The organism is Herbaspirillum robiniae (assembly GCF_002213415.1).
Lineage (GTDB): Bacteria > Pseudomonadota > Gammaproteobacteria > Burkholderiales > Burkholderiaceae_D > Herbaspirillum > Herbaspirillum robiniae.
The window spans coordinates 294470-316739 of record NZ_NJGU01000004.1 but is presented as its reverse complement, the minus strand read 5'-3'; the positions used below and the strand labels follow the sequence as shown (position 1 = coordinate 316739).

The 22270-nt window shown below is 65.5% G+C and carries 19 protein-coding genes and 1 tRNA gene; 15 read left to right on the top strand and 5 right to left on the bottom strand.

The window, feature by feature from the left end; genetic code table 11:
• The first annotated feature begins 1 nt into the window (after position 1).
• The 12 genes from CEJ42_RS08125 to CEJ42_RS08070 all read left to right on the top strand — a co-directional run bounded on the left by CEJ42_RS08125 (position 2) and on the right by CEJ42_RS08070 (position 14571).
• Complete coding sequence (locus CEJ42_RS08125) at positions 2-1327, top strand: putative O-glycosylation ligase, exosortase A system-associated (protein WP_165774406.1); 1326 nt, start codon at positions 2-4, stop codon at positions 1325-1327.
• Positions 1324-2340, top strand: a complete 1017-nt coding sequence (locus CEJ42_RS08120; protein ID WP_079214619.1) for a polysaccharide deacetylase family protein — start codon at positions 1324-1326, stop codon at positions 2338-2340. The genes CEJ42_RS08125 and CEJ42_RS08120 overlap by 4 nt, the downstream gene beginning before the upstream one ends.
• A gap of 4 nt (positions 2341-2344) precedes the next feature.
• Positions 2345-3670: a glycosyltransferase gene (locus CEJ42_RS08115; RefSeq protein WP_243397820.1), complete on the top strand. Its 1326-nt coding sequence runs from the start codon at positions 2345-2347 to the stop codon at positions 3668-3670.
• A 10-nt stretch (positions 3671-3680) separates the two neighbouring features.
• The gene (locus CEJ42_RS08110) at positions 3681-5183 is read left to right on the top strand and encodes a lipopolysaccharide biosynthesis protein (protein WP_158522493.1); all 1503 of its coding nucleotides are present in this window, start codon (positions 3681-3683) and stop codon (positions 5181-5183) included.
• Complete coding sequence (locus tag CEJ42_RS08105; protein WP_088750579.1) at positions 5180-6379, top strand: carboxylate--amine ligase; 1200 nt, start codon at positions 5180-5182, stop codon at positions 6377-6379. Before CEJ42_RS08110 ends, CEJ42_RS08105 begins: the two co-directional genes overlap by 4 nt.
• A 63-nt stretch (positions 6380-6442) precedes the next feature.
• Entirely contained in the window at positions 6443-7591 is a 1149-nt protein-coding gene (locus CEJ42_RS08100; RefSeq protein ID WP_088750578.1) for a YyaL domain-containing protein, read from the top strand.
• A gap of 5 nt (positions 7592-7596) precedes the next feature.
• Positions 7597-8544 (top strand): polysaccharide deacetylase family protein, encoded by a 948-nt coding sequence (locus tag CEJ42_RS08095; protein ID WP_079214614.1) that lies wholly within the window; start codon positions 7597-7599, stop codon positions 8542-8544.
• The gene (locus CEJ42_RS08090; protein WP_088750577.1) at positions 8537-9601 is read left to right on the top strand and encodes an acyltransferase family protein; all 1065 of its coding nucleotides are present in this window, start codon (positions 8537-8539) and stop codon (positions 9599-9601) included. The genes CEJ42_RS08095 and CEJ42_RS08090 overlap by 8 nt, the downstream gene beginning before the upstream one ends.
• Positions 9602-9790: 189 nt before the next feature.
• A complete protein-coding gene (prsT, locus tag CEJ42_RS08085; protein ID WP_165774405.1) occupies positions 9791-12565 on the top strand; it encodes an XrtA/PEP-CTERM system TPR-repeat protein PrsT in 2775 nt (924 codons plus the stop codon).
• A gap of 17 nt (positions 12566-12582) precedes the next feature.
• Positions 12583-12834, top strand: coding sequence for a phosphopantetheine-binding protein (locus tag CEJ42_RS08080; RefSeq protein WP_088750575.1), 252 nt, complete (start codon positions 12583-12585; stop codon positions 12832-12834).
• Entirely contained in the window at positions 12831-13703 is an 873-nt protein-coding gene (locus CEJ42_RS08075; RefSeq protein ID WP_243397819.1) for a hydrolase 2, exosortase A system-associated, read from the top strand. The genes CEJ42_RS08080 and CEJ42_RS08075 overlap by 4 nt, the downstream gene beginning before the upstream one ends.
• On the top strand, positions 13696-14571 hold the full coding sequence (locus tag CEJ42_RS08070) for a hydrolase 1, exosortase A system-associated (RefSeq protein WP_243397818.1): 876 nt from the start codon (positions 13696-13698) through the stop codon (positions 14569-14571). The genes CEJ42_RS08075 and CEJ42_RS08070 overlap by 8 nt, the downstream gene beginning before the upstream one ends.
• Positions 14572-14670: 99 nt before the next feature.
• Here the strand turns inward: CEJ42_RS08070 and CEJ42_RS08065 are convergent, their stop codons facing one another.
• From CEJ42_RS08065 to CEJ42_RS08055, 3 genes are all read right to left on the bottom strand, one after another.
• Positions 14671-15351, bottom strand: a complete 681-nt coding sequence (locus tag CEJ42_RS08065; protein ID WP_088750750.1) for a choice-of-anchor E domain-containing protein — start codon at positions 15349-15351, stop codon at positions 14671-14673.
• A gap of 299 nt (positions 15352-15650) precedes the next feature.
• Entirely contained in the window at positions 15651-16334 is a 684-nt protein-coding gene (locus tag CEJ42_RS08060) for a PEP-CTERM sorting domain-containing protein (protein ID WP_088750572.1), read from the bottom strand.
• A gap of 166 nt (positions 16335-16500) precedes the next feature.
• Complete coding sequence (locus tag CEJ42_RS08055; RefSeq protein ID WP_243397816.1) at positions 16501-17163, bottom strand: choice-of-anchor E domain-containing protein; 663 nt, start codon at positions 17161-17163, stop codon at positions 16501-16503.
• 183 nt (positions 17164-17346) lie between these two features.
• Here CEJ42_RS08055 and CEJ42_RS08050 point away from each other — a divergent pair, with 183 nt between their 5' ends.
• Positions 17347-19434 carry a hypothetical protein gene (locus CEJ42_RS08050; RefSeq protein ID WP_243397815.1) on the top strand — a complete coding sequence of 696 codons (2088 nt, stop codon included), beginning with the start codon at positions 17347-17349 and terminating at the stop codon, positions 19432-19434.
• An 80-nt stretch (positions 19435-19514) separates the two neighbouring features.
• Here the strand turns inward: CEJ42_RS08050 and CEJ42_RS08045 are convergent, their stop codons facing one another.
• On the bottom strand, positions 19515-20135 hold the full coding sequence (locus CEJ42_RS08045; RefSeq protein ID WP_079214607.1) for an XrtA/PEP-CTERM system exopolysaccharide export protein: 621 nt from the start codon (positions 20133-20135) through the stop codon (positions 19515-19517).
• A 417-nt stretch (positions 20136-20552) separates the two neighbouring features.
• Positions 20553-20629 (bottom strand) — tRNA-Arg (locus CEJ42_RS08040).
• Between the two features lie 196 nt (positions 20630-20825).
• On the opposite strand from CEJ42_RS08040, the gene CEJ42_RS08035 reads away from it, so the two are divergent.
• Both CEJ42_RS08035 and CEJ42_RS08030 read left to right on the top strand, forming a co-directional pair.
• A complete protein-coding gene (locus tag CEJ42_RS08035; RefSeq protein WP_088750570.1) occupies positions 20826-21500 on the top strand; it encodes a sensor histidine kinase in 675 nt (224 codons plus the stop codon).
• Between the two features lie 55 nt (positions 21501-21555).
• A complete protein-coding gene (locus tag CEJ42_RS08030) occupies positions 21556-22209 on the top strand; it encodes a response regulator (RefSeq protein WP_079214605.1) in 654 nt (217 codons plus the stop codon).
• Positions 22210-22270: the final 61 nt, after the last annotated feature.

Sequence of the window (22270 nt, the reverse complement as noted above, 5' to 3'; positions counted from 1 at the left end):
CATGCGTGATTACCTGGTCTTCGCCATGGTCATGGCGACCCTGCCCTACATCCTGAAGCGCCCGGCCGCCGGCGTGATGGCTTACGTCTGGCTCAGCCTGATGAACCCGCACCGGCTCACCTACGGCTTCGCCTACGACTTCCCGTTCGCGGCCCTGGTGGCCGGTACCACGCTGGTCAGCCTGATGCTGTCGAAGCAGCCCAAGCGTTTCCCGCTGCAAAGCACGACGGTGGTGCTGATGATGTTCATCTTCTGGATCACCTTCACCTGCTTCTTTGGGCTGCAGCCCAAGCTGGTCTGGGGCGAATGGAACACCGTCATCAAGACCATGTTCATGGTGCTGGTGAGCATGGCCGCGCTCAACACCGAGCGCGACGCGCGCGACTTCGCCTGGGTGATCGGCCTGTCGCTGGGGTTCTGGGGCGTCAAGGGCGGCGTCTTCACGCTGCTCTCGGGCGGCGGCGACCACGTGTACGGCCCGCCCGACAGCTTCATCGCCGACAACAACGACCTCGCCCTGGCGCTGCTCACGGTGCTGCCCCTGCTCTGGGGCCTGCACATGCAGGCTACCCGGCGCTGGGTCAGGCTGGCCATGCTGGCGGTGTGCATCCTGACGGTGGTGTCGGTGGTCGGCTCCTATTCGCGCGGCGCCCTGCTGGGCGGCGGCGTGATGCTGACCATGCTGTGGCTCAAGAGCCGCAAGAAGCTCACCACCGGCCTGATCGTGCTGCTGCTGATCCCGCTGGTCTATACGGTGATGCCGGACCAGTGGTTCGCGCGCATGAGCACCATCGACTCCTACAACAAGGACGCCTCGGCGCTGGGCCGCATCAATGCCTGGCACTTCGCCGTCAACGTGGCCACGCATCATGTGCTGGGCGGCGGCTTCAAGGTGTTCTCGCCGGAGATCTTCTACCTGTATGCGCCCAATCCGCTGGACTTCCACGTGGCCCACAGCATCTACTTCCAGGCGCTGGGCGAACAGGGCCCGGTCGGCCTGCTGCTGTTCCTGGTGCTGATGTGGTGCACCTGGCGCTGCGGCGGGCGCATCATCCGATACTGCAAAGGCAGGCCCGAACTCAAGTGGGCGGGCGACCTCGCCGCCATGGCGCAGGTCAGCGTGGTCGGCTACGCGGTGGGCGGCGCCTTCCTTTCGCTGACCTACTTCGACCTGTACTACTACATCATCGTGCTGCTGGTGGTGCTGGAGAAATGCGTGGTCAAGGCCGGTCCGTCCCCGTACGCGGCCATGGCGCCGCGCACCTACGAGGCCCATGACCCCCACCAGGCGCCGGCGGCCGATGCCGCGCCGGAGAGGCGGCCATGACCCGGCGCGCACGCGGCCACGGCCCGCTGGCATTGCTCCTGCGCCTGGGCGGCAACCTCATCGCGCTGGCCGGAAGACGCCGGCGGCGCCTGTGCATCCTGACCTACCACCGCATCCTGGAGCGCCCGGATCCGCTGCTGGAATCGGAGGTCGACCTCGCCAGCTTCCGCTGGCAGATGCGGCTGCTGGCCGACGGCTTCAACGTGCTGCCGCTGCCGGAAGCGCTGCAGCGCATGCGCCAGGGCACGCTGCCGCCGCGCGCGGTGTGCATCAGCTTCGACGACGGCTATCGCTCGGTGTGCGAGCTGGCGCTGCCGGTGCTGCAGGAGTTCGGCCTGACGGCGACCATTTTCGCCACCACCGCCCATCTCGACGACGGCAGCATGTGGAACGACCGCATCCTCGAGGCGGTGCGGCGCCTGCCCGAAGGCGCCTTCGACTGGGAGGCGCTGGGCCTGCCGCCGGCGCTTGCGGCCGGCCGCAAGGGCGGCGTGGTGAGCGATGCCGAAAGCCGGCTGCACATCGCCACCGTGATCAACGAATATGCGAAGTACATGCCCCCGCCTGAGCGCCTGCGGGTGATCGCCGCGCTCGAACAATGCGCGGGTAACCCGGACACTGCCGACCTGATGCTGGACCGCGCCATGATCGTGGCGCTGACCCGCGCGGGCAACGAGATCGGCGGCCATACCGTGACCCATCCCATCCTCAGCAAGGTGGAAGACGAACATGCCCTGCGCGAGATCGTCGACAACAAGCATGCGCTGGAACAGATCGTCCGGCAGCCGCTGCGCCTGTTCGCCTATCCCAACGGCAAGGCCGGAGTCGACTACGACATGCGCCATGTGCGCATGATCGGCGCGGCCGGCTATGACGCCGCGTTCACCACCGCCGGCGGGTCCGCCGGTCCCGACAGCGCCCGCTACGAGATCCCGCGCGGGCGTCCCTGGGATCGCACCCCCATCATGTTCGGCCTGCGCCTGCTGCGCTGGCTGGCCCAGCGAGGAGCCTGAAGCCATGTCGAACCAACCTCATTCATCTCACCCTGTGGCCAACATGCAAAACCGCGCATTGCTGATCGCGTTCCATTTTCCGCCGCAGTCGGAAAGCAGCGGGATCCAGCGAACCCTGAGCTTCGCCCGGAACCTGGGCAGCTTCGGCTGGAAGCCGATGGTGGTCTCGGCCGCGCCGATGGCCTATGAGCGCAAGAATGCGTCGCAGCTGGCCAGCGTGCCGGCCGACATCGAGGTGCGCCGGCCGCTGGCGCTGGACGCCAAGCGCCACCTGGGCATACGTGGCCGGTATCCGCAACTGCTGGCCCTGCCCGATCGCTGGATCAGCTGGTGGCTGTTCGCCGTGCCCGTCGCATTGGCGATGGTGCGCAAGCACAAGCCGGCGGTGATCTGGTCGACCTTCCCGATCGCCACCGCGCACCTGATCGGCCTGACCCTGCAGCGCCTGACCGGCTTGCCCTGGATCGCCGATTTCCGCGACCCCATGCTGCAGGTGGACTTCCCCAGCAATCCCCTGCAACGCAGGATGTTCGCCTGGATCGAACGACGCGCCATCGAGCGCTGCACCTGCGCCACCTTCACCACCCGGGGAGCGCTGGAGTCGTACAAGGCACGCTTTCCGGCGCATCTGCATGCCAAGTTCCAGGTGATCGAGAACGGCTACGACGAGCAGTCCTTCGCGCTCGACGGCGCCGAACCGGCACCGCCGGCCCGCCGTCCCGGGCAGCGGCCGGTGACGCTGGTGCACAGCGGCGTGCTCTATACCGAAGGCCGCGACCCGAGCGCCTTCCTCAACGCCATCGCCGATTTGCGCCGGCAAGGCCGCATCGACGCCGGGCGCCTGCGGGTAGTGCTGCGCGCGCCCAGCGAGATTGCGTATTTCCAGGCGCTGGTGGAGTCCTGCGGCGTGGCCGACATGGTGGCGGTGGAGCCGCCCGTTCCCTACCGCGAGGCGCTGCGCGAAATGCTGGACGCCGACGGCCTGCTGGTGTTCCAGGGCACGCCCTTCAACAAGCAGATCCCGGCCAAGATCTATGAATACTTCCGTGCCCGCAAACCCATCCTGGGCCTGCTCGACCCGGCCGGGGAAACCGCCGGCACGCTCATCGCGGCGGGCTTCCACGACATCGCCGCGATGACCTCGCGCGAGGCCATCGCGCCGGTGCTGGAGCGTTTCGTCAACGCCATCGAAGACGGCAGCGCGCATGTGGCCGACGATGAACTCGTGGCGAGTTCGTCCCGCACCCATCGTGCGCGCCAGCTGGCGCAGCTGTTCGACCAGAGCACCACCAGCCCCGCTGTCCCGGCGGGCAGCAGACCTGTCCGATAAGCGGCCCTCCATGCAAAACGATCTTCGTTCAAAAACGGTCAAGGCGATCAGCCACCTGGGCATAGGCAGCGCCGTGGGCAAGCTCATCTCGCTGGGCACCACCCTCTTGCTGGCGCGCCTGCTGAGCCCCGCGGACTATGGGCTCATGGAGATCGCCATGATGTTCATCAGCTTCGTGGGCTTCTTCAACGAGATCGGCATGGGCGCGGCGATCGTGCAAAAGCGCGACCTGAAGCAGGCCGAGGTCAACGGCTGCTTCGCCATCGCGGTGCTGCTGAGCCTGGTGCTGCTGCTGGGCACGCTGCTGCTGAGCGGCCTGATCGCCGACTTCTTCCAGCATGCGGAGCTGGCGGCGATGATTTCCACGCTGGCGGTCGGCTTCGTCATCGGGTCCTTCGGCGCGATACCGGAAGCCTTCCTGCGCAAGGAGATGCAGTTCAAGGCCATCGCCGGGGTCAACATCCTCTCCATCCTGCTGCAAAGCGTGATCAGCGTGGCGCTGGCCCTGGCCGGCCTGGGCGTGTGGTCGCTGGTGTGGGGCTCGCTGGTGGCGGCGGCGGTTTGCAGCATCGGGTTCTTCCTGCTGTCGCCCTGGCGCCCGCGCGGACGCTACGGGATCCGGGAGGCGGTCGACCTGGCCCTGTTCGGCATGCACGTCACCACCAGCCGGGTGTTCTGGTTCCTCTACAGCAATGCCGACCGCGCGGTGGTCGGCAAGCTGCTGGGCGCGGCTTCGCTGGGCGTCTACGGCATGGCGTTCTCGCTGGCCACGCTGCCCAGCAGCCAGATCACCTCGCTGGTGACCAATGTGGCCTCGCCGTTGTTCTCCAAGTTGCAGCGCGAGTTCGACCGCCTCAACGCGGTGGTCATCCACATGACGCGCGGCATCGCCTACGTCACGTATCCGGCGCTGCTCGGCATGCTGGCCTGCTCGCAGGAGCTGATCCTGGTGGTGCTGGGCCCCAAGTGGATCGAGTGCCAGGTGCCTTTCGGCGCGCTGTGCCTGATGGGGCTGATCAAGTCGGTCGACCCGCTGCTCTCCCAGGTGCTCACCAGCATCGGCAACGTCAAGAAACTGGCCGCCTACACCGCGCTGTGCGCGCTGGTGATGTCGCTCGCCTTCGCCGCCGGCGCCTTGCTGGACGGCCTGCGCGGCGTGTCGGCGGCCTGGGTGCTGGTGTATCCGCTGCTGTCGGTCAAGCTGCTGCGCGACGTCTGCCGCCTGACCGGCATGTCGATGCGCGCCTACTATCGCTGCCTGCTGCCCATCCTGTGCGGGGCGCTGGCGATGGTGGCGGCAGTGCTGCTGGTGCGCCAGCTGCTGTACGCGCTGGGCCTGCCGGTTGCGGCGATCCTGTTGCTTGAAATCGCGGCCGGCGTGCTGGCCTACCTGGCCTGGATCATCTTCGTGGACCGCAATGCGGTGCAGGAGATCCGGCAAATCCTCATCGACCTCGGAGCGCCGGCCTCGCGCTTCGAGCGCTGGCCCTTCATCCGTGCGAGCCGATCATGACCCATACCCATTTCGTTCCGCGCGCGCAGCGCACTCATGCCGTGGTGGTCGGCGGCGGTCTCAACGCCCTGGGCATCGTGCGCAGCCTGGGCGCGGCCGGCGTTGCGCTGACCGTGGTGGATGAAGATCCGAAGTCGCCCGCCATGCGCTCGCGCTATGGAGGCAAATCGCTGGCCGCGTCGCTCGAAGGCGATGCGCTGACGGAACATCTGCTGGCGCTTGCGACGCGGTTCCATCGTCCGGCGATGCTGTTCGTGACCGAGGAAAAAGGCGTCAACACCATCTCGGCCCAGCGCGAGCGCCTGGCCGGCCCTTACCTGCTGCGCCTGCCCGGCCACGAGCGGCTGATGCAGCTGATGCACAAGCAGGGCTTTGCCGAACTGGCCGAGGCATGCGCCTCGGCGGTGCCGCGCACCGTGCAGATCGGCAGCCGCGCGGACCTGCCGTCGCTGGGGCAACTGCGCTTTCCCTGCGTGTTCAAGCCGGCGCACAAGGATTATGGCTACGGCGCGCGCTTCAAGAAGGCCTACAAGGTGAGCGATGCCGGCGAGGTCGCCGCGCTCTATGCCGAGATCGAACCGGTGCTGGCCGACATGGTGGCGCAGGAATGGATCGAGGGCGAAGACGACGAGATCTACTTCTGCCTGCAATACATCGGCCGCGACGGCCAGCTGGTCACTTCCTTCGTCGGCCGCAAGATCCGTTCGTGGCCGCTGCACATCGGAGGCACCGCCAGCTGCACCGCGGCCTGGGAATTCCATGCCGAGCTGACCGCCACCACCCTCGACTTCTTCACCCGCACCGGCTTCGTCGGCATGGGCAGCATGGAATACAAGCGCGACCGCCGCGACGGCCGCTTCTACATGGTCGAACCGACCGTGGGACGCACCGACTACCAGCAGGAAGTGGCGACCCTGAACGGCGTCAACATCCCGCTGGCGGCCTATCGCCACGAAGCCGGGCTGCCGGCGCTGCCGATGCCGGAGGCGCCCGCCGCGCCGCCGGCGCATATCTGGCGCGACCCGCAGGCCGACAAATGGGCCTTCGAAGAAGGCGGCGGCAAACCCGACATGCGCTCCGCCGGCCACAAGGTCATGGACGCCTACCTGCGCTGGAACGACCCCTTGCCGTGGATCGACTACATGGCCGGGCGCCTGACGGCGCTGATGCACGTTCGGATGCGACGCACCGCATGAGCTCGCCAGGTCTTCACGCCCACCCCGTTACCCGCAGAAAAACGCATTACTGAAAGCCATACCGTGCAACACATCAAACAACTGATCAAAGACAAACTGGGCGCGAGCAGCCAGCCGGCGCAAGCGATCGAACAGCACCTGAAGGCGGCCGCCGACTGGCTGCTGCAGGCGCAGCGCGGCACCCCCGACGACGGCGTGGCGCACAGCTACGATATCCGCGCCGGCAAATGGAACGCCTCCTACCCCGAGACCACCGGCTACATCATCCCGACGCTGTACGACTACGCCCGCCATTACCAGGCGCCGCAATACGCCCAGGCCGCCTACCGCATGACGCGCTGGGAGTGCGACATCCAGATGGCCGACGGCGGCGTGCGCGCCGGCACCATGGACGCAGAGATCGTCGCGCCCACCATCTTCAACACCGGCCAGGCCCTGTTCGGCTGGGCCAGCGCCTATACCGAAACCGGCGAGGAAGGCTTCCGCGTGGCGCTCACGCGCGCGGCCGACTGGCTGCTGGCGGCGCAGGACGAGGATGGCGCATGGCGCCGCTTCGCGTCGCCGTTCACCACCTCCAAGCTCAACAGCTACAACACCCGTTCGGCGTTCGGCCTGGTGCGCACGTCCCAGGCGCTGGGCGACGAGCGTTATCTGCAGGGCGCCGTCGCCAACGTCGACTGGACGCTGGGCCGGGCCCAGGAGAACGACTGGCTGCCCGACAACTGCCTGGCGCAAAATCCCGACCAGTCGGCGTTGACGCATACGCTGGCCTATTCGATCCGCGGCATCCTCGAGGTGGGCCTGGCGGCCGGCCGCGACGACCATATCGAGCGCGCCCTGCGGATGGCCAGGCGGGTGGCCGCAGGCCAGCGCCGGGACGGCGCCCTGCCCGCCTACTACACGCCCGACTGGCGCACCCGCGGCAACTGGTCCTGCGTGACCGGCAATTCGCAGATGGCGATCAACTGGCTGCGCCTGGCGCGCATCACCGGCGAGACCGGGCTGATCGAGCACGCGCGCCGCGCCAACCGCTTCAACATGAGCATCCAGGACCTGCGCACCGACGACCTCAATGTACGCGGCGCGCTCAAGGGTTCGCATCCGGTCAACGGCGGCTACATGACCTACCGCTATCCCAACTGGGCCACCAAGTTCTTCATGGACGGCCTGATGCTGGAACAGCTCTACGACAAGATCGACAACATCGGCTGACCATCATGCTCAATGTCTTTTTCACCGTGGACGTCGAAATCTGGTGCAACGGATGGCACGATATCGATGCGCGCTTTCCGGCGGCTTTTCGCAACTACGTCCACGGCGAAGGCGCGCTGCGCTACAAGCTGCAGCGCTTGCAGGAGCATGGCCTGCACGGCGTATTTTTCGTCGAGCCCCTGTTCGCCACGCGCTTCGGCCAGGGTCCGCTCGACGAGATCGTCGGCCTCATCCGCGAGCACGGCCAGGAGGTCCAGCAGCACCTGCACACCGAATGGGTGTGCGAGTCGCATGTGCCGCTGATCGCGCAGGCCAAGCCGCGCCGCCAGTTCCTGCGCCAGTTTTCGCTGGAGGAACAGACCACCATCATCGGTGCCGGCAAGGCCTTGCTGGAGCGCGCCGGCGGCGGCGAGATCAACGCCTTCCGCGCCGGCAGCTTCGGCTTCAACCGCGATTCGCTGACGGCGCTGGCGGCCAACGGCATCGCTTTCGACAGCAGCTACAACTGCACCATGTTCGGCCCCGACAGCGGGGTGAGCCCCGGCGAGCAACTGTTCGACGTGGTGCAATGCGACGGCGTGTTCGAGTATCCGATGAGCGTGTTCAACGACGGCACCGGCAAGCTGCGCCACGTGCAGCTGGGCGCGTGCTCCAACCACGAGCTGGAAGGCCTGATGCGCCAGGCGCTGCGCCAGGGCCGGCAGTCCTTCATGATGCTCTCCCACAACTTCGAGCTGCTCAATGCCGCGCGCAACCGGCCCGATCCGATCATGATCCGCCGCTTCGCGCGCTTCTGCCGCTTCATGGCGGACCATCGCGGGCAGTTCCGCATGCGCGGCTTCCACGACCTCGCGCCTGCCGCCGTGACGGCGCAACCGCCGGTGCTGACTTCGCCGCTGTGGAAGACCGGCCACCGGATCGCGCAGCAAGCGCTGCGCCGACGCTATGGATAAGACCGACGCCGGCGGACTCGCCCATCTCGACTACCTCGACGGCTGGCGCGGACTGGCCATCGGATTGCTGCTGCTCGGGCATTTCTTCCCGGTGCCGGGCTTCAACCTGGGGCGTATCGGCGTCAACCTGTTCTTTGTGCTCTCGGGCCTGCTGATGGCGCGGCTGCTGTTCATCAAGGCGACTCCGCTGCCGCTGTTCTACAAGCGCCGCATCTCGCGCATTTTTCCCGCCCTGTTCGCGCTGATCGGGCTGACGCTGGCCACGCGCTGGTGGGTATCGGGGCCGATCGACTGGATGGAGACGGTCACCGCCGCGCTGTTCCTGAACAACTACGTGTTCACCCATGTCGGCCACGCGGTCATGCCCTTCGGCCACATCTGGTCGCTGTCGGTGGAGGAGCAATCCTATGTGCTGCTGTCGCTGGTCGCCCTCGGCGTGCGCCGCGGCTGGTGCCGCGCGCTGCCGGTGATGTCGCTGGCGAGCATCGGTTGTATCGCCGCGGCGTTCTGGTACTGGCATGCCTACGACAGCGCCACGCTCGAGTTCCAGCTCTGGTACCACACCGAGATCGCGGGCTACGGGATCTTCGCCTCGGCCTTTTTCCTGCTGCTGTTCCAGCGCGTGCGCATGCCGCGCCTGCCCGCCTGGTGCTACCCGGCGCTGGCGTTGCTGGCGCTGGTGCCGAACTGGTGGTCGGTGCCGCTGCCGGTGGGCATGACGCTCAGCGTAGGCGCCATGGCCCTGCTGCTCAACCTGCTGCCGGCAGCGCCGGCGGCGATCCGTCAGCTGCTTTGCCTGGCGCCGTTGCGCCAGCTCGGGTTGTGGTCGTTCTCGATCTACCTGTGGCAGCAGCCGCTCTACCTCGAGCACTACTGGCACGGCATGTCGTCGTGGCTGGCCGCGCCGCTGAGCGTGGCCGCCGGCATCGGCTCCTATTACCTGCTGGAAAAACCGGTGCGGCGCTACCTGAACCAGCACTGGGCGACGGCCGATGAAACGACAAAGGCGACGCCGCCGATGTCGGAAAAATTGACACTCGACAGGCCCGAAAGATAGGCCTGGAGAAACGTAATTCCGACTCACGCCATATCGCTGCAGGCCAATTGGCAAAAGGCTTGCAGGCGCGAGACCGGGGCAGCAAAAAAGTTGATAAATAAGCTATAGTGGCGCACGCCGGATCTTATCCGGAATGCAAGATTGCAACAGGGACGATATTGATCCGGGGATGATGAAATGGGACGCAAGATGGTAGATAAAAAACGCACATGGAAATTCACGGCTACGGCCTGCGCAGTCATTCTGGCGTGCTCTGGCATCACGGCCTGCGGCCGTTTCCAGTCGGCCGACTCCCTGCTTTCCGAAGCCAAGCAATATCAGCAGAAAGGCGACAACGCCGCGGCTGAAATCCAGCTGAAGAACGCGCTGCAAAAAGATCCGGACAACGCCGAAGCGCGCCTGATGCTGGGCAAGATCTATCTCGACAGCGGCAACGCGCTTTCGGCCGACAAGGAATTGCGGCGCGCGCTTGGCCTGGGCACCAAGCCCGAGCTGGTGCTGCCGTCGCTGGCGCGCGCCCTGCTCATCGAAGGCCAGTTCGACAAGCTGCTGGAAGAAACCCGTTCCTTGCCGCTGCAGGGCGACATCGCCGCCCTGCGCGGCAACGCCTATCTCGGCCTGGGCAAATCGGCCGACGCCAAGAACGCCTTCAACGCCGCGCTGCAGAGCGATCCCAAGCTGCCGCTGGCGCTCATCGGCATGGCGCGCAGCGCCCTGCTGGACAAGGATCTGGACAGCGCCAATCGCTACACCGAAGACGCCATCGCAAAAAATCCGGGTAACACCGAAGTGCTGATGTTCAAGGCCAACCTGCTGCGCGGCCAGGGCAAGCTCGATGAAGCCGTGGCGACGCTGAACCAGGTGCTGGCCCTCAAACCGGAGTTGGTCGAAGCGCGCCTGGGCCGCGCCGACATCGAGATCCGGCAACGCAAGTTCGACGTCGCCCGCGACGACATCCAGGCCGCGCAGAAAGCCGCGCCCAAGAACCTGCTGCCGACCTACATGATGGCGGTGCTGGAGTTCACCCAGGGCAAGAACGCCGACGCCCTGACCGATGTGCAGAAAGTGCTGGCGGCGGCGCCGGACTACATGCCTGGCGTGCTGCTGGCCGGCGCGATCCAGTACGCGCTGGGCTCGATGCCGCAGGCCGACCTGCATCTGCTGAAGTACCTGGAGAAGAATCCCGACGATCAGTACGCGCGCAAGCTGCTGGCCTCGGTGCAGTTGAAGAACGGCCAGAAGTCCAAGGCCATGGGCACGCTGTCGCCAGCGCTCCAGGCCAACCAGCAGGATCCCGAGATGCTGGCGCTGGCGGGCGAGATCAGCATGGAGAACAAGGACTTCGGCAAGGCCTCCGAATACTATGAAAAGGCCAGCGTGCTGGCGCCGCAAAGCGCCCGTTATCACATGGGCCTGGGCCTGAGCAACCTGGGCCGCGGCCAGAGCACCACGGCGGTCTCGCAGTTCGAGACGGCCGCCAGTCTGGACACCAAGTCGCCGCAGGCCGGCATCCTGCTGATCATGACGCACATGCGGCTCAAGGAATTCGACAAGGCGCTGGCCGCCGCCGAAGCGCTGGAGAAGGAACAGCCCAATAACCCGCTGGTGCAGAACCTCAAGGGCGGGCTGTACATGAACAAGAACGATCCGGCCAGGGCGCGCGCCAGCTTCGAGAAGGCCAACGCGCTCGACCCGGCCTACTTCGCCGCGGTGGCCAACCTGGCCCAGATGGACATCAAGGAGAACAAGCCCGAGGCCGCGCGCAAGCGCTTCGAGGCGATCCTGGCCAAGGACAAGAAGAATATCCCGGCCATGTCCGCACTGGCCGCGATGGCCGATCGCGACAAGCATCCGCAGGAAGCCACCCAATGGCTGGAGCGCGCGGTCAACGAAAATCCCGACTCGATCCTGGCCAACACCCAGCTGATCTCTCGCTATCTGCAGATCGGCGAAAAACAGAAGGCACTGACCAAGGCGCGCAATCTGCAGTCGGTCAACCCGACCGATGCCGGCGCGCTGGAGATACTGGCCCAGGCCCAGTTCGCCAACGACGACAAGCAAGGCGCGCTGAGCAGCTACCAGCGCCTGGTGGTGCTGGTGCCCGACTCGGCTCCGGCGCAACTGCGCCTGGCCTCGCTCTACATGGCGACCAACAACCTCAACGCGGCGGCCGACGCCGCCCGCAAGGCGCTGGAACTGCAGCCCGACTTTGCCGACGCGGAAGTGTTCCGCGCGACGCTGTACACGCAGAGCGGCGACAACCAGAAGGCGCTGACGGTCGCGCGGCAGATGCAGAAGCAGCCGTCGCAGGCGCTGATCGGCTACGAGCTGGAAGGCAATATCCAGGCCTTCCAGAAGCAGCCGGACCTGGCTGCCAAGGCCTTCGAGAAGGCCTACGAAGGCGACAGGCAGAACGTGCGCCTGCTGATGAAGCTGCACGGCTCGCTGATGCTGTCCGGGAAGAACCGGGAAGCCGAGGCGCTGGCGGCGCAGTGGTTCAAGGCCCACCCCAACGACGTCGCCCTGCACCTGTATCTGGGTGAAAGCTATCTGGCGCAAAAGCAGAACAAGGCTGCCATCGAGCATTACCAGCAAGCCCTGCGCCAGCAACCCAACAACGCCGGCGCCCTCAACAACCTGGCCTGGGCCTACCAGCAGGAGCATGACCCGCGCGCGCTGGAAACCGCCGAGAAGGCCTATGCCGCCGCCGGCGACAGTGCGCCGGTGATCGACACGCTGGGCTGGATGCTGGTGGAGAAAGGCAATGTCGAGCGCGGCCTGCCGCTGTTGCAGAAGGCGGTCGCCGCCGCGCCGGAGGCGCTGGATATCCACTATCACCTGGTGCTGGCGCTGCTGCAGTCGGGGGACAAGGCGCGTGCGCGCAGCGAGCTGGAAAAGCTCCTGGCCAGCAACAAGCCCTTCCCGCAGAGCGACGAGGCCAAGGCCCTCCTGAAGAAACTGTAACCATCCCCGGTCGCACCATGCATACCATCGAAGACATCAAGACGCTGCTGGGTGAAACCCTGGGCCTGGGGTCCAGGGCCGCCGAACTCCAGGCCGGCTCGCCGCTCCTAGGTAGCGTCGCCGAACTCGACTCGGCGGCGGTGATCCACATCCTCACGGCGCTGGAAGAACGCTACGGCATCAGCATCGACGATGAGGAGATCGACGCCGCCCTGTTCGAGACGGTGGGCAGCCTGGCCTCCTTCGTCGACCGCAAGCTGGGACGATGAGCGGGCAAGCCGGACGCCTGCCGCGATCGTCGATGCTGCCGATGTTCCTGCCGGCGACGCCGGGAGCGCGCTTCTGCCTGTATCACGCGCCGGCGCCCGGGCGCGCTTGCCGCGGCGGTTTCGTCTATGTGCAGCCGTTTGCCGAGGAAATGAACCGCAGCCGCCGCATGGCATCCTTGCAGGCTGCGGCGCTGGCCGAGGCCGGGTTCGGCGTGCTGGTGATCGATCTTCTCGGCTGCGGCGACAGCAGCGGCGACAGCGGCGATGCCACCTGGCCCCAATGGCAGGCGGACGTCTTGCTGGCGCTGCGCTGGCTGCGCTCGCAGCTGCAGGCCCCGGTCGGGCTCTGGGGCCTGCGCCTGGGCGCCCTGCTGGCGCTGGACGTGGCGCGCATGCAGCCGCATGAAGTCGATGCGCTGCTGCTGTGGAACCCGGTGCTCGACGGAAAATCCTTCATGACCCAGTTCCTGCGCCTGCGCCTGGCCGCCGGACTGACCGGCGCGCATGGCCAGGGCGCTCCCGCCGGCGGCGTGAAGGACCTGCGCGCGCAGCTGGAGGCCGGACAGATGCTGGAAATCGCCGGCTACGACCTCAATCCGGCGCTGGCGCATGCCATCGACGCGCTGCAGGCATCGGCGCTGACGCCGCCGCCCATTCCCTGCCACTGGCTGGAGGTGGTGCGCGATGCCGACGCCCCGCCCGCTCCCGCCCAGAGCGCGGTACTCGAGCAATGGCACGCGCGGCAGGCGCCGGCGCGCCTGCACCAGGTAGCCGGACCGGCATTCTGGTCCACGCCCGAGATCACAAGCTGCCAGCCCCTGATCGAGTTGAGTTGCGCGCTGGCGCTGGAGGGTCTTCGCGATGCCTGATGCGATAGCTTCCATGGAGGCGGTCGACTACGAAGAGCGCGCCTGCCACTTCGATTGCCACGGCGAGCGGCTGGTCGGCGTGCTGAGCCTGCCCGCCGCGGCGCCGACGCAAGGCATCCTGATGCTGGTGGGCGGCGCCCAGTACCGTGCCGGCAGCCATCGCCAATTCACATTGCTGGCGCGCGCCTTCGCCGCGGCCGGCATCGCGGTGCTGCGCTTCGACTTTCGCGGCATGGGCGACAGCGAGGGCGAGCAGCGCGATTTCGAGTCCGTCGGCGCCGACATCGACTGCGCCCTGACGCACTTCATGCAGGAGGTACCCAGCCTGGCCGGGGTGACGCTGTGGGGCCTGTGCGACGGCGCTTCCGCGGCATTGCTGCATGCCGCGCACGACCGCCGCGTCGACGGCATGGCGCTGGTCAATCCCTGGGCCAGGACGGAGTCGGGACAGGCCCAGGCCTATCTGCGCCACTACTATCGCTCGCACCTGTTCAGCAAGGCGCTGTGGGGCAAGATCCTGCGCGGCCGCTTCAACGCCGCCGGCGCGCTGCGCTCCTTCATCGCCCAGTTGCGGCGCGCGGCCGACAGCGCCCCCGGCCAGGATGCCCCGCCATCGCTGCCAGACCGGCTGCGGCAAGCCTATGAGCGTTTTCGCGGTCCGGTGCTGCTGGTCCTCTGCGGCAACGACCTGACCGCGCGCGAGTTCGCCGACCTGGCCGTTCCCGGCAGCCGCTGGCATGCCTTGCAGCATCCTCCGCGCAGCGAGCGCCTGGAGCTGGCCGACGCCAATCACACCTTCTCGACCCGCGACTGGCGCGACCAGGTCGCCGCCGCGGTCATCACCTGGATGCGCGCCCGGCGGCGCTAGCGCGGCATTTCGTCCAATCATCGCAGGACCGTTGCCGCACCTCGCGGACATGAAAAAAGGCATCCGAAGATGCCTTTTTTGTTGTGCCCTGCGCGCCGCTTACTGCTGGCGACGACGCCACATCGCCACGCTCAACAGCAGCAGGCCCATTGCGAACACGGCGATCGCGGCCGGTTCCGGGATGGCATAGATGTACTGCAGGTAGACGATGCCGCTGGCAGTTCCCAGGTAGCCGGTCATCACGTCCGGCGACAGCGAGCCGTTTTGCGTACCGGCACCGGTCATGGCAATGGTGACGCTGTTGGTGCCGCCGATGTAGTTGGCCAGGGAAACCGGGTTGCCGTTGAGCTGCACCGGGCCAACCAGGAAGTTGGTCAGGCTGGCGCTGCCGATGGTGGTCAGGCCGCTTGCGACCGTGCCGGTATAACCGGGAGTGGTCAGCTGGTTGACGCTGGTCAGGCCCAGCGGACCGCTGGCGGTAATGGTGGAGGTTGCGCTCACCGGGTTCGGGGCGCCGACCTGGGCTGGGCTGTCGGAGAAGTTGAACGCGCGATCGTTCAGGACTTCATTGAGCGTGAACTTGATCACGACGCCGATCAGGCTGCCCAGGCTGGAGTTGAAGCCGTCGAATGCGAGATTGGCGCTGGCATTGACCGAGCTGAAATTGAACGAAGCGGATTGCCAGTCGGTGGTCAGCACCGTGGCGGATGCGGGAGCAGGCCCCAGCAGCGCGAAGGTGGCGGCGAAGGCGGACAGCAGCGAGACGATTTTCTTTTTCATGAACATTCCTCGATTCACTTGAAGTAGGCAGCCAAATTGGCTTTCCTACCCTTATTAGCAAATACCGGGCCAGAAAAAATTCTATTAAAAATCATTGACTTACGAAGTGGCCATGAAAAATCGTCAAGACTTTGTAAGGAATCCCGACAGCCTGGCCACCCGCCCCTCTCGCATTGAGCCGCCAATGAAAAGGGCGCCCTCGTTGCCGAAGGCGCCCAATTTCCGGGAGAGGCAAAGCCGCTTGCGCATCCTCTCCAGCTCATGCGAACCGCTGTCGCAACAAGCTGGCGGCTGTCCGATCAGGCGGCCGTATCGGACTTGCCGCGCTTGCGCGTCAGCGCCAGCAGGCCGACGCCGAGCAAGGCGATCGATGCCGGCTCCGGCACATCGACCGGCGCGGCGGGGCTGGCGTCGACCACGATGTCGTCGAACTGGCTGAATGCCTTGGTGGCAGCGCTGCCCTGGGCCCAGCTGACCGACACCACATCAGTGAAGCCGGAGAAATCGACCGTCTGGAAGCTCGTGTTGTTGAGCAGCAGCACGCTTTGCGACACGGTGCCTCCGCTGGCCAGCAGGCCCGTGAAGACCACGTATTCCTGGCCGGGGTAGAAGCTCCAGGTGTTGGTCATCGCCGCGATCTTCATCGAGATCAGGGAGAAGCTGCCGCCGCCTTGCTTGCTCAGCACGGTCACGCCGCCATTGGTGTCGTCATTGAACAGGCTGGTCGAGCCGAAGTAGTAGTCGGTCTGCCCGGTGTGCGCCGAGCCGAAACCCGACTGGCCCGGCGTATTGCCGGTGGTCGACAGCACGAAGCCGCTTTCGGTGTAGGACGTCTCGGTCGCCGAGACGTTGTGCACGATGCTGGTCCAGCCGGTGCCGGCAACCGTCAGCGGGTCGAAACCGATGGTCACCGGAGTGGCTGCTGCCGTGGCGGAAAGGAACACGGCAAACAGGGAGAAGATGCCAAGAGAAAGTCGTTTCATTTTATTGTCTATTCATTAATAAAAGGCTTGGCTGTAAAAAATGGCAAATGCAGTGAACACTGTATTTGCCATCAGGTTTTACCGCTCTTTCCGATAAAGCGACGCCATCAGCACTGCACGGCGCCCGGATGCCGGCGCGCACCGGCATCCCTCTGAATCCGGGGAATCAGAAGTTCTTGCGACGACGCAGTTGGGTCAGCGCCAGCAGGCCCAGCGCGAACAGGGCGATGGAGGCAGGTTCGGGGATGTCGTAGATGTATTGCAGGTAGACCACGCCGCGGGAAGAGCCGTCATAGCCGGTCAGTACGCCCGGTTGCAGCGAACCGCTCTGGCTGCCGACGCTGGACACGGCGATGGTCACGCTGTTGGTGCCGCCGATGTATGCCGCCAGGCTCGAGGGATTGCCGCTGATGCTGGACGGCCCCGAATTCACGTCGTTCAGGGTAGCGGTCACCGGATTGTTGGCGCCGGCTGCGATGGTGCCCGTGTAAGGGGTGGTGGTCAGCTGGTTGACGGTTTGCAGTCCCAGCGGGCCGCTGGCGGTGACGGTCGAGGTCGCCGATACGCCGTTGGGGACGCCGACGGTAACCAAGTGGCTGGTGAAGTTGTAGATGGTATCGACCAGCGTTTCGCTCATGGTGAACTTGATCACCACGCCGATCAGGGTGCCCAGCGTGGAGTCAAAGCCGGTGAAGCTCAGGTTCTGGCTGGCATCGATGCTATCCAGGCTGAATTCCGCCGATTGCCACGGGGTGGTCAGTACGGTCGCCGATGCGGGCGCCGCGGCCATGAAACTCAGGGCTGCCGCGCAGGATGTAAGCAAGGACAATATTTTTTTCATTTGGAGGCCTCGGTCAGGGGGAGGGATTACACTTTCGGAAACTTGCTGCTGCCACCTTCTAAGCAACAGCCGTGCCACAAAGCAAAGTACTTAAAAATCAAACACTTAAATGTAAAGAATGTGATTTTTATGAGTTTCTGTCAAAAAATCCGGCAGCGGGGGATCCTGTCTTTGGCCTTTCTCGTCGCCGCTTTCCAGTCGCATGCGCCGGCCGCGGCGCAAACGACCGATGTCGTCGCGCTGACCGACGTCGGGCTGGAAAACCCTTTGCCGGCGGCGCAAAACGCGGTGCCGGTCAGCTTCGGGCAGGTGTTCGCGCCGGGCGACCTGCGCCCCGGGGCGAGCCTGTTGGGCGTCACGGCCGATGGCCGCAGGCTGCCCTTGCAGGTCGATATCAAGGCCAGCCACGCCGATGGCTCGGTGCGCCACGCGATAGTGTCGGTAATTTTTCCAGTACTCCCCGGCAACAAGACGCAGACCCTCGCGCTGGCGCGAGCGCAGTCCACGTCGTCGGCGCCGGCCGGCGCGAACCTCACGCCGGCCCGGCTGCTGGCAACCGACTTTGACGCGACGGTGAGGATCATGCTGGAAGGCCAGGTCTATACCGCAGCCGCCCGGCCCGCGCTGGCGGCAGGTCGCTACCGCAGCTGGCTGGCCGGACCGGTGGCAGCCGAATGGCTGGTGACGGCGCCGCTGCTCGACGAGCGCGGCGCCGCCCACCCTCACCTGCACGTGCGCTACGCCATCCGGGACTACGCCGACGGCCGCGGCACGCGCGTGGACGCGACGGTGGAAAACGACTGGGCCTTCCAGGCCGCGCCGCAGAATTTCACCTACGATGTGCTGATCGATATTGCCGGCCACAATGTCTACGCCCGGTCCGGCCTCACCCACTACCACCACGCGCGCTGGCGCAAGGTCTTCTGGTGGGGCGAGGCGCCGCAGGTCAACGTGCGCAGCAATGTCGCCTACCTGATCGACTCCAAGGCGGTGCCGAACTACGACCGCAAGACCTTCATTTCGGAGCTGACGCTGCGGGCCATCGGCGCCGGCTGGAACGGCGCCAAGACCGAGCCGATGGCGTCGGGCGCCGCCAACCCGGGCATGCCGACCACCGGCGGGCGCCCCGACATCGGCCTGATCCCCGGCTGGGGCGTGACCTGGCTGCTGAGCATGGACCGGCGCGCGCGCGACGCCGCGCTGGGCACCGCCAGCCTGGCCGGCAGCTGGTCGATCCACTATCGCGACCAGAAGACCGACCGGCCGGTGACGCTGGAGAGCTACCCCTACATGACCTTGCTGGGCCATGCGAGCGACGCGATCAATCCGAAGACCGGGAAGTCCGAGGCGTTTCCGCCCTGCCAGGATTGCAGCAATCCCAATGTCGCCGACTCGGCCCACATGCCGGCCTTCAATTTCCTGCCCTACCTGCTCAGCGGCGACTACTACCAGCTCGAGGAACTGCAGTTCTGGACCTTGTGGGCGGTCTTCAAGACCAACCCCGGCTACCGCGGCAACGTACAGGGCCTGGTGCACCGGGCCCAGGTCCGCGACCAGGCATGGAGCCTGCGCAATATCGCCGACGCCGCCTACATCACCCCCGACCAGGACCCGCTCAAGCCGCAGCTGTTGCGCCTGATGGCGAACAACCTCGCTTGGTACAACGCCAACTACAGCAACAACGCGAACGCCAACAGCCTGGGCATCAACGTCGACAACGCCATCGAGTACAACAACAAGCTGGGCATCGCGCCGTGGATGGACGACTTCTTCACCTCCGCCGTCGGCCGCGCCGCCGAGCTGGGATTTGCCAACGCCGCCCCGCTGCTGCGCTACAAGGCGAAGTTTCCGGTCGCGCGCATGACGCAACCGGGCTTCTGCTGGATCTTCGGCGCGATGTACAGCATCAACGTACGGCCCACGCCGACCGCCCCGCTCTACACCGGCATCGACCAGGCCTACGCCTCGTCGCTGCAGGCGACCTATCCGAGCCAGGCGGCGACGCTGGCCTCGCTGCCCTGCGCAGGCGCCGCCATGGCCGACGCGCTCAAGTTGCGCACGGGTGAAATGAGCGGCTATTCGGCCGAGGCCACCGGCTTCCCGTCCAACCTGCAACCGGCGCTGGCCTATGGCGTCGACGGCGAGGCGGCCGGGGCCGCTGCTGCCTGGGAGCTGTTCATGAAGCGCTCGGTCAAGCCCGATTACGGACTCGGGCCGCAGTTCGCCATCGTTCCGCGCGCGCCGAAAAAGGCCGATTGACTGCGCTTCTTCCCTGCGCGGCAGACGAAAAAAAACGCCACATTGCTGTGGCGTTTTTCATGTCCGAAAACCGGTCGGGATCAGAAGATGCTTTCGGGGATCACCAGGATGTCGCCCGGGCGCATGGTCATGTTGGCCGAGATGTCGCCGTCTTTCATCAGGTCGTCCAGGCGAACGGCGATGCGCTTTTGCTGGCCGTCGACATTGCGGATCACGTTGGCCTTGTTGCCGGCCGCGAATTCGGTGGTGCCGCCGACTGCGATGATCACGTCCAGCAGCGACATCTCCTTGCGGTAAGGCAGCGCCTGCGGCTTGGCCGCCTGGCCGATCACGCGGATCTGCTCGGAGTAGGTGCCGACGAAGTTGGTGACGACCACCGTCACCACCGGATCCTGGATGAACTTGGCGAGGGACGTCTCGATTTCACGCGCCAGCGCGGTCGCGGTCTTGCCGCTGGCCGCGATGTCTTCCACCAGCGGGGTCGAGAACTTGCCGTCCGGACGAACCGGGACCACCAGCGACACTTCGGGATTGCGCCAGACGATGATGTTGAGCGTGTCGCCGGGGCCGATGCGGTAGTCACGGGCCTCAGGCTGGACCGAGGCATCGGGGTTCACAGCCGGAGCACGGCTGGCGCAGCCGCTGAGAATCAATGCCGACGCCAGCAAAAGGGTTGCGAATCGCGCAAGCTGAGGCCACATGGGATGTCCTTTTTTATTGAATGAAGGAGAAAATTGAAGAGAAGCTGAAACTAAACGGCGAGAAAACAATCGCTGCTGCCGATCGAGACGGAGCATAAGCAAGCGTTTATTTTTCGTCAATAAGCAGCCGCGCGAGTGTGGCTTTGGGGCGATAACGACAATTAGTTGAAATTATCTGCTGATACGAAGAACTAGCCGGCAGTTAATAAGCCGGACCAATTTATCCGTGCCTGCGCAAGGCCTCGCCTCTTGCAGCTTTTTCTTTACAGCTGTCGAAAAAACATCAATCCGGCGCAAGAAAGGCCGGCCCGCCCCGACATGAACGTCACGAGGGCAGCACGGAAATGCAGGGAGGGGAAGGAAAAACGGAAGGCAGAAAAGACAAAAGGGCCCATCTTGCGATGGACCCTTTATATCTGGTGCGGCTGGCAGGAATCGAACCCACGACCCCTTGGTTCGTAGCCAAGTACTCTATCCAGCTGAGCTACAGCCGCGAAAAATGAAATTATAGCACCAAGATTCTGATGAAGGGAAGCCCTCTGCGTAAAATTTCTATTCCGCAATCGATTGTCCCGCGCAATTCCGCTGCCTGCGCCGCCGGCCCGCCCTTTGCGCTCTTTGCACCTGCCTGATGACCGGGCCCGGCTTGCCGGATATCATTGGCCCTTTCCATTGCCTGCCACGCCCGACATGCCTCATGACATCATCTCCGGCGACCGTCATCCGGAAGCCCTGCCCCTGGCCGAAAAAGTCCGCGAAGAAGAACGCGCGCGCATCGCCCGCGACCTGCATGACGAACTCGGCGCCCACCTGACCGGCATCAAGATGGCGCTGGGCCTGCTGCGCGAAAGCCTGGCGCGCGCGCAAGGACCGGAGCAGCCGCTGGAGCAGGCGCGCTATGCCGAGCAGTTGATCGACGAGGCCGGCGACGCCATGCATGGGATCATCGACGACCTGTGCCCGCCCATCGTGGAATTCGGCCTGGCTGAAGCGCTGCAATGGCAAAGCCGCATGTTCACCCGCCAGACCGGCATCGTCTGCCGCCAGCGCTGCGGCGACGGCCTGGACGAGCTGGGCGAATTCGAAGTGATCACGCTCTTTCGCATCGTGCGGGAGGCCTTGAGCAACGTCGCCAAGTACGCGCATGCCGAGAATGCGCTCATCACCGTAGAACGCCAGGGCGACGTGCTCACGCTGCGCATCGAGGACGACGGGCGCGGCTTCGACCTCGCCTCGGCGGCCCGCAACGGCAGCGGCCTGGGCAACATGCGGCGGCGCGCGCAGGCGCTGCAGGGAACCCTGCAGCTCGACACCGTACAGGGAAAAGGCACGACGATCACGGTCGTCGCGCCTGTCGCTCGCTGAGCGAACGCTATAGAATACCGGCTCGCAACACAGAGAGGATCGACGCATCCCGTCCATGAGCAAAAAAGCCACCGCAGCCATCAAAGTCCTGATCGCCGACGACCATGCCATCGTGCGTGAAGGCCTGCGCCAGATCTGCGCCGGCACCAAGGACATCGTCGTGGCCGGCAATGCCGCCAACGCGCTGGAAGCGATCAAGCTGGCCCGCGTGGGCAACGGCGACGTGATGCTGCTGGACATCATCCTGCCCGACCGCAACGGCATCGACATCCTCAAGCAGATCCGCAAGGAACAGCCCAAGCTGCCGGTGCTGGTGCTGTCCATCCACCGCGAAGACCAGTACGCGATCCGCGCGCTCAAGGCCGGCGCGGCCGGCTTCCTGAACAAGCAGGTGGCGCCGTCGGAAATGCTCGCCGCGATCCGCCAGGCGGCCGCCGGCCGCAAGTACATCAGCCCTTCTCTGGCGCAGGAACTGGCCAACCAGATCGGCTTCGACCACGACACGCCGCTGCACGAAACCCTGTCCGACCGCGAGTACCAGACCATGGTCATGATCGCCTCCGGCAAGACCGTCAGCGACATCGCCGCCGAACTGCTGCTGTCGGTCAAGACCATCAGCATGTACCGCTCGCGCGTGCTGGCCAAGATGAAGATGCGCCACAACGCCGAACTCACCCACTACGCGCTCAAGAACGACCTGGTGGAATAAAAGAGACACTCTCTCCCAAGCCCCTGTTTGCGGGCTTTTCCCTCTCTGTTCCCGCTTTAAA

Coding starts and splice junctions, on each gene's coding strand:
- CEJ42_RS08125 (WP_165774406.1), top strand. CDS start 2: ATGCGTGATTACCTGGTCTTCGCCATGGTCATGGCGACCCTGCCCTAC.
- CEJ42_RS08120 (WP_079214619.1), top strand. CDS start 1,324: ATGACCCGGCGCGCACGCGGCCACGGCCCGCTGGCATTGCTCCTGCGC.
- CEJ42_RS08115 (WP_243397820.1), top strand. CDS start 2,345: ATGTCGAACCAACCTCATTCATCTCACCCTGTGGCCAACATGCAAAAC.
- CEJ42_RS08110 (WP_158522493.1), top strand. CDS start 3,681: ATGCAAAACGATCTTCGTTCAAAAACGGTCAAGGCGATCAGCCACCTG.
- CEJ42_RS08105 (WP_088750579.1), top strand. CDS start 5,180: ATGACCCATACCCATTTCGTTCCGCGCGCGCAGCGCACTCATGCCGTG.
- CEJ42_RS08095 (WP_079214614.1), top strand. CDS start 7,597: ATGCTCAATGTCTTTTTCACCGTGGACGTCGAAATCTGGTGCAACGGA.
- CEJ42_RS08090 (WP_088750577.1), top strand. CDS start 8,537: ATGGATAAGACCGACGCCGGCGGACTCGCCCATCTCGACTACCTCGAC.
- prsT (WP_165774405.1), top strand. CDS start 9,791: ATGGTAGATAAAAAACGCACATGGAAATTCACGGCTACGGCCTGCGCA.
- CEJ42_RS08080 (WP_088750575.1), top strand. CDS start 12,583: ATGCATACCATCGAAGACATCAAGACGCTGCTGGGTGAAACCCTGGGC.
- CEJ42_RS08075 (WP_243397819.1), top strand. CDS start 12,831: ATGAGCGGGCAAGCCGGACGCCTGCCGCGATCGTCGATGCTGCCGATG.
- CEJ42_RS08070 (WP_243397818.1), top strand. CDS start 13,696: ATGCCTGATGCGATAGCTTCCATGGAGGCGGTCGACTACGAAGAGCGC.
- CEJ42_RS08065 (WP_088750750.1), bottom strand. CDS start 15,351: ATGAAAAAGAAAATCGTCTCGCTGCTGTCCGCCTTCGCCGCCACCTTC.
- CEJ42_RS08060 (WP_088750572.1), bottom strand. CDS start 16,334: ATGAAACGACTTTCTCTTGGCATCTTCTCCCTGTTTGCCGTGTTCCTT.
- CEJ42_RS08045 (WP_079214607.1), bottom strand. CDS start 20,135: ATGTGGCCTCAGCTTGCGCGATTCGCAACCCTTTTGCTGGCGTCGGCA.
- CEJ42_RS08035 (WP_088750570.1), top strand. CDS start 20,826: ATGCCTCATGACATCATCTCCGGCGACCGTCATCCGGAAGCCCTGCCC.
- CEJ42_RS08030 (WP_079214605.1), top strand. CDS start 21,556: ATGAGCAAAAAAGCCACCGCAGCCATCAAAGTCCTGATCGCCGACGAC.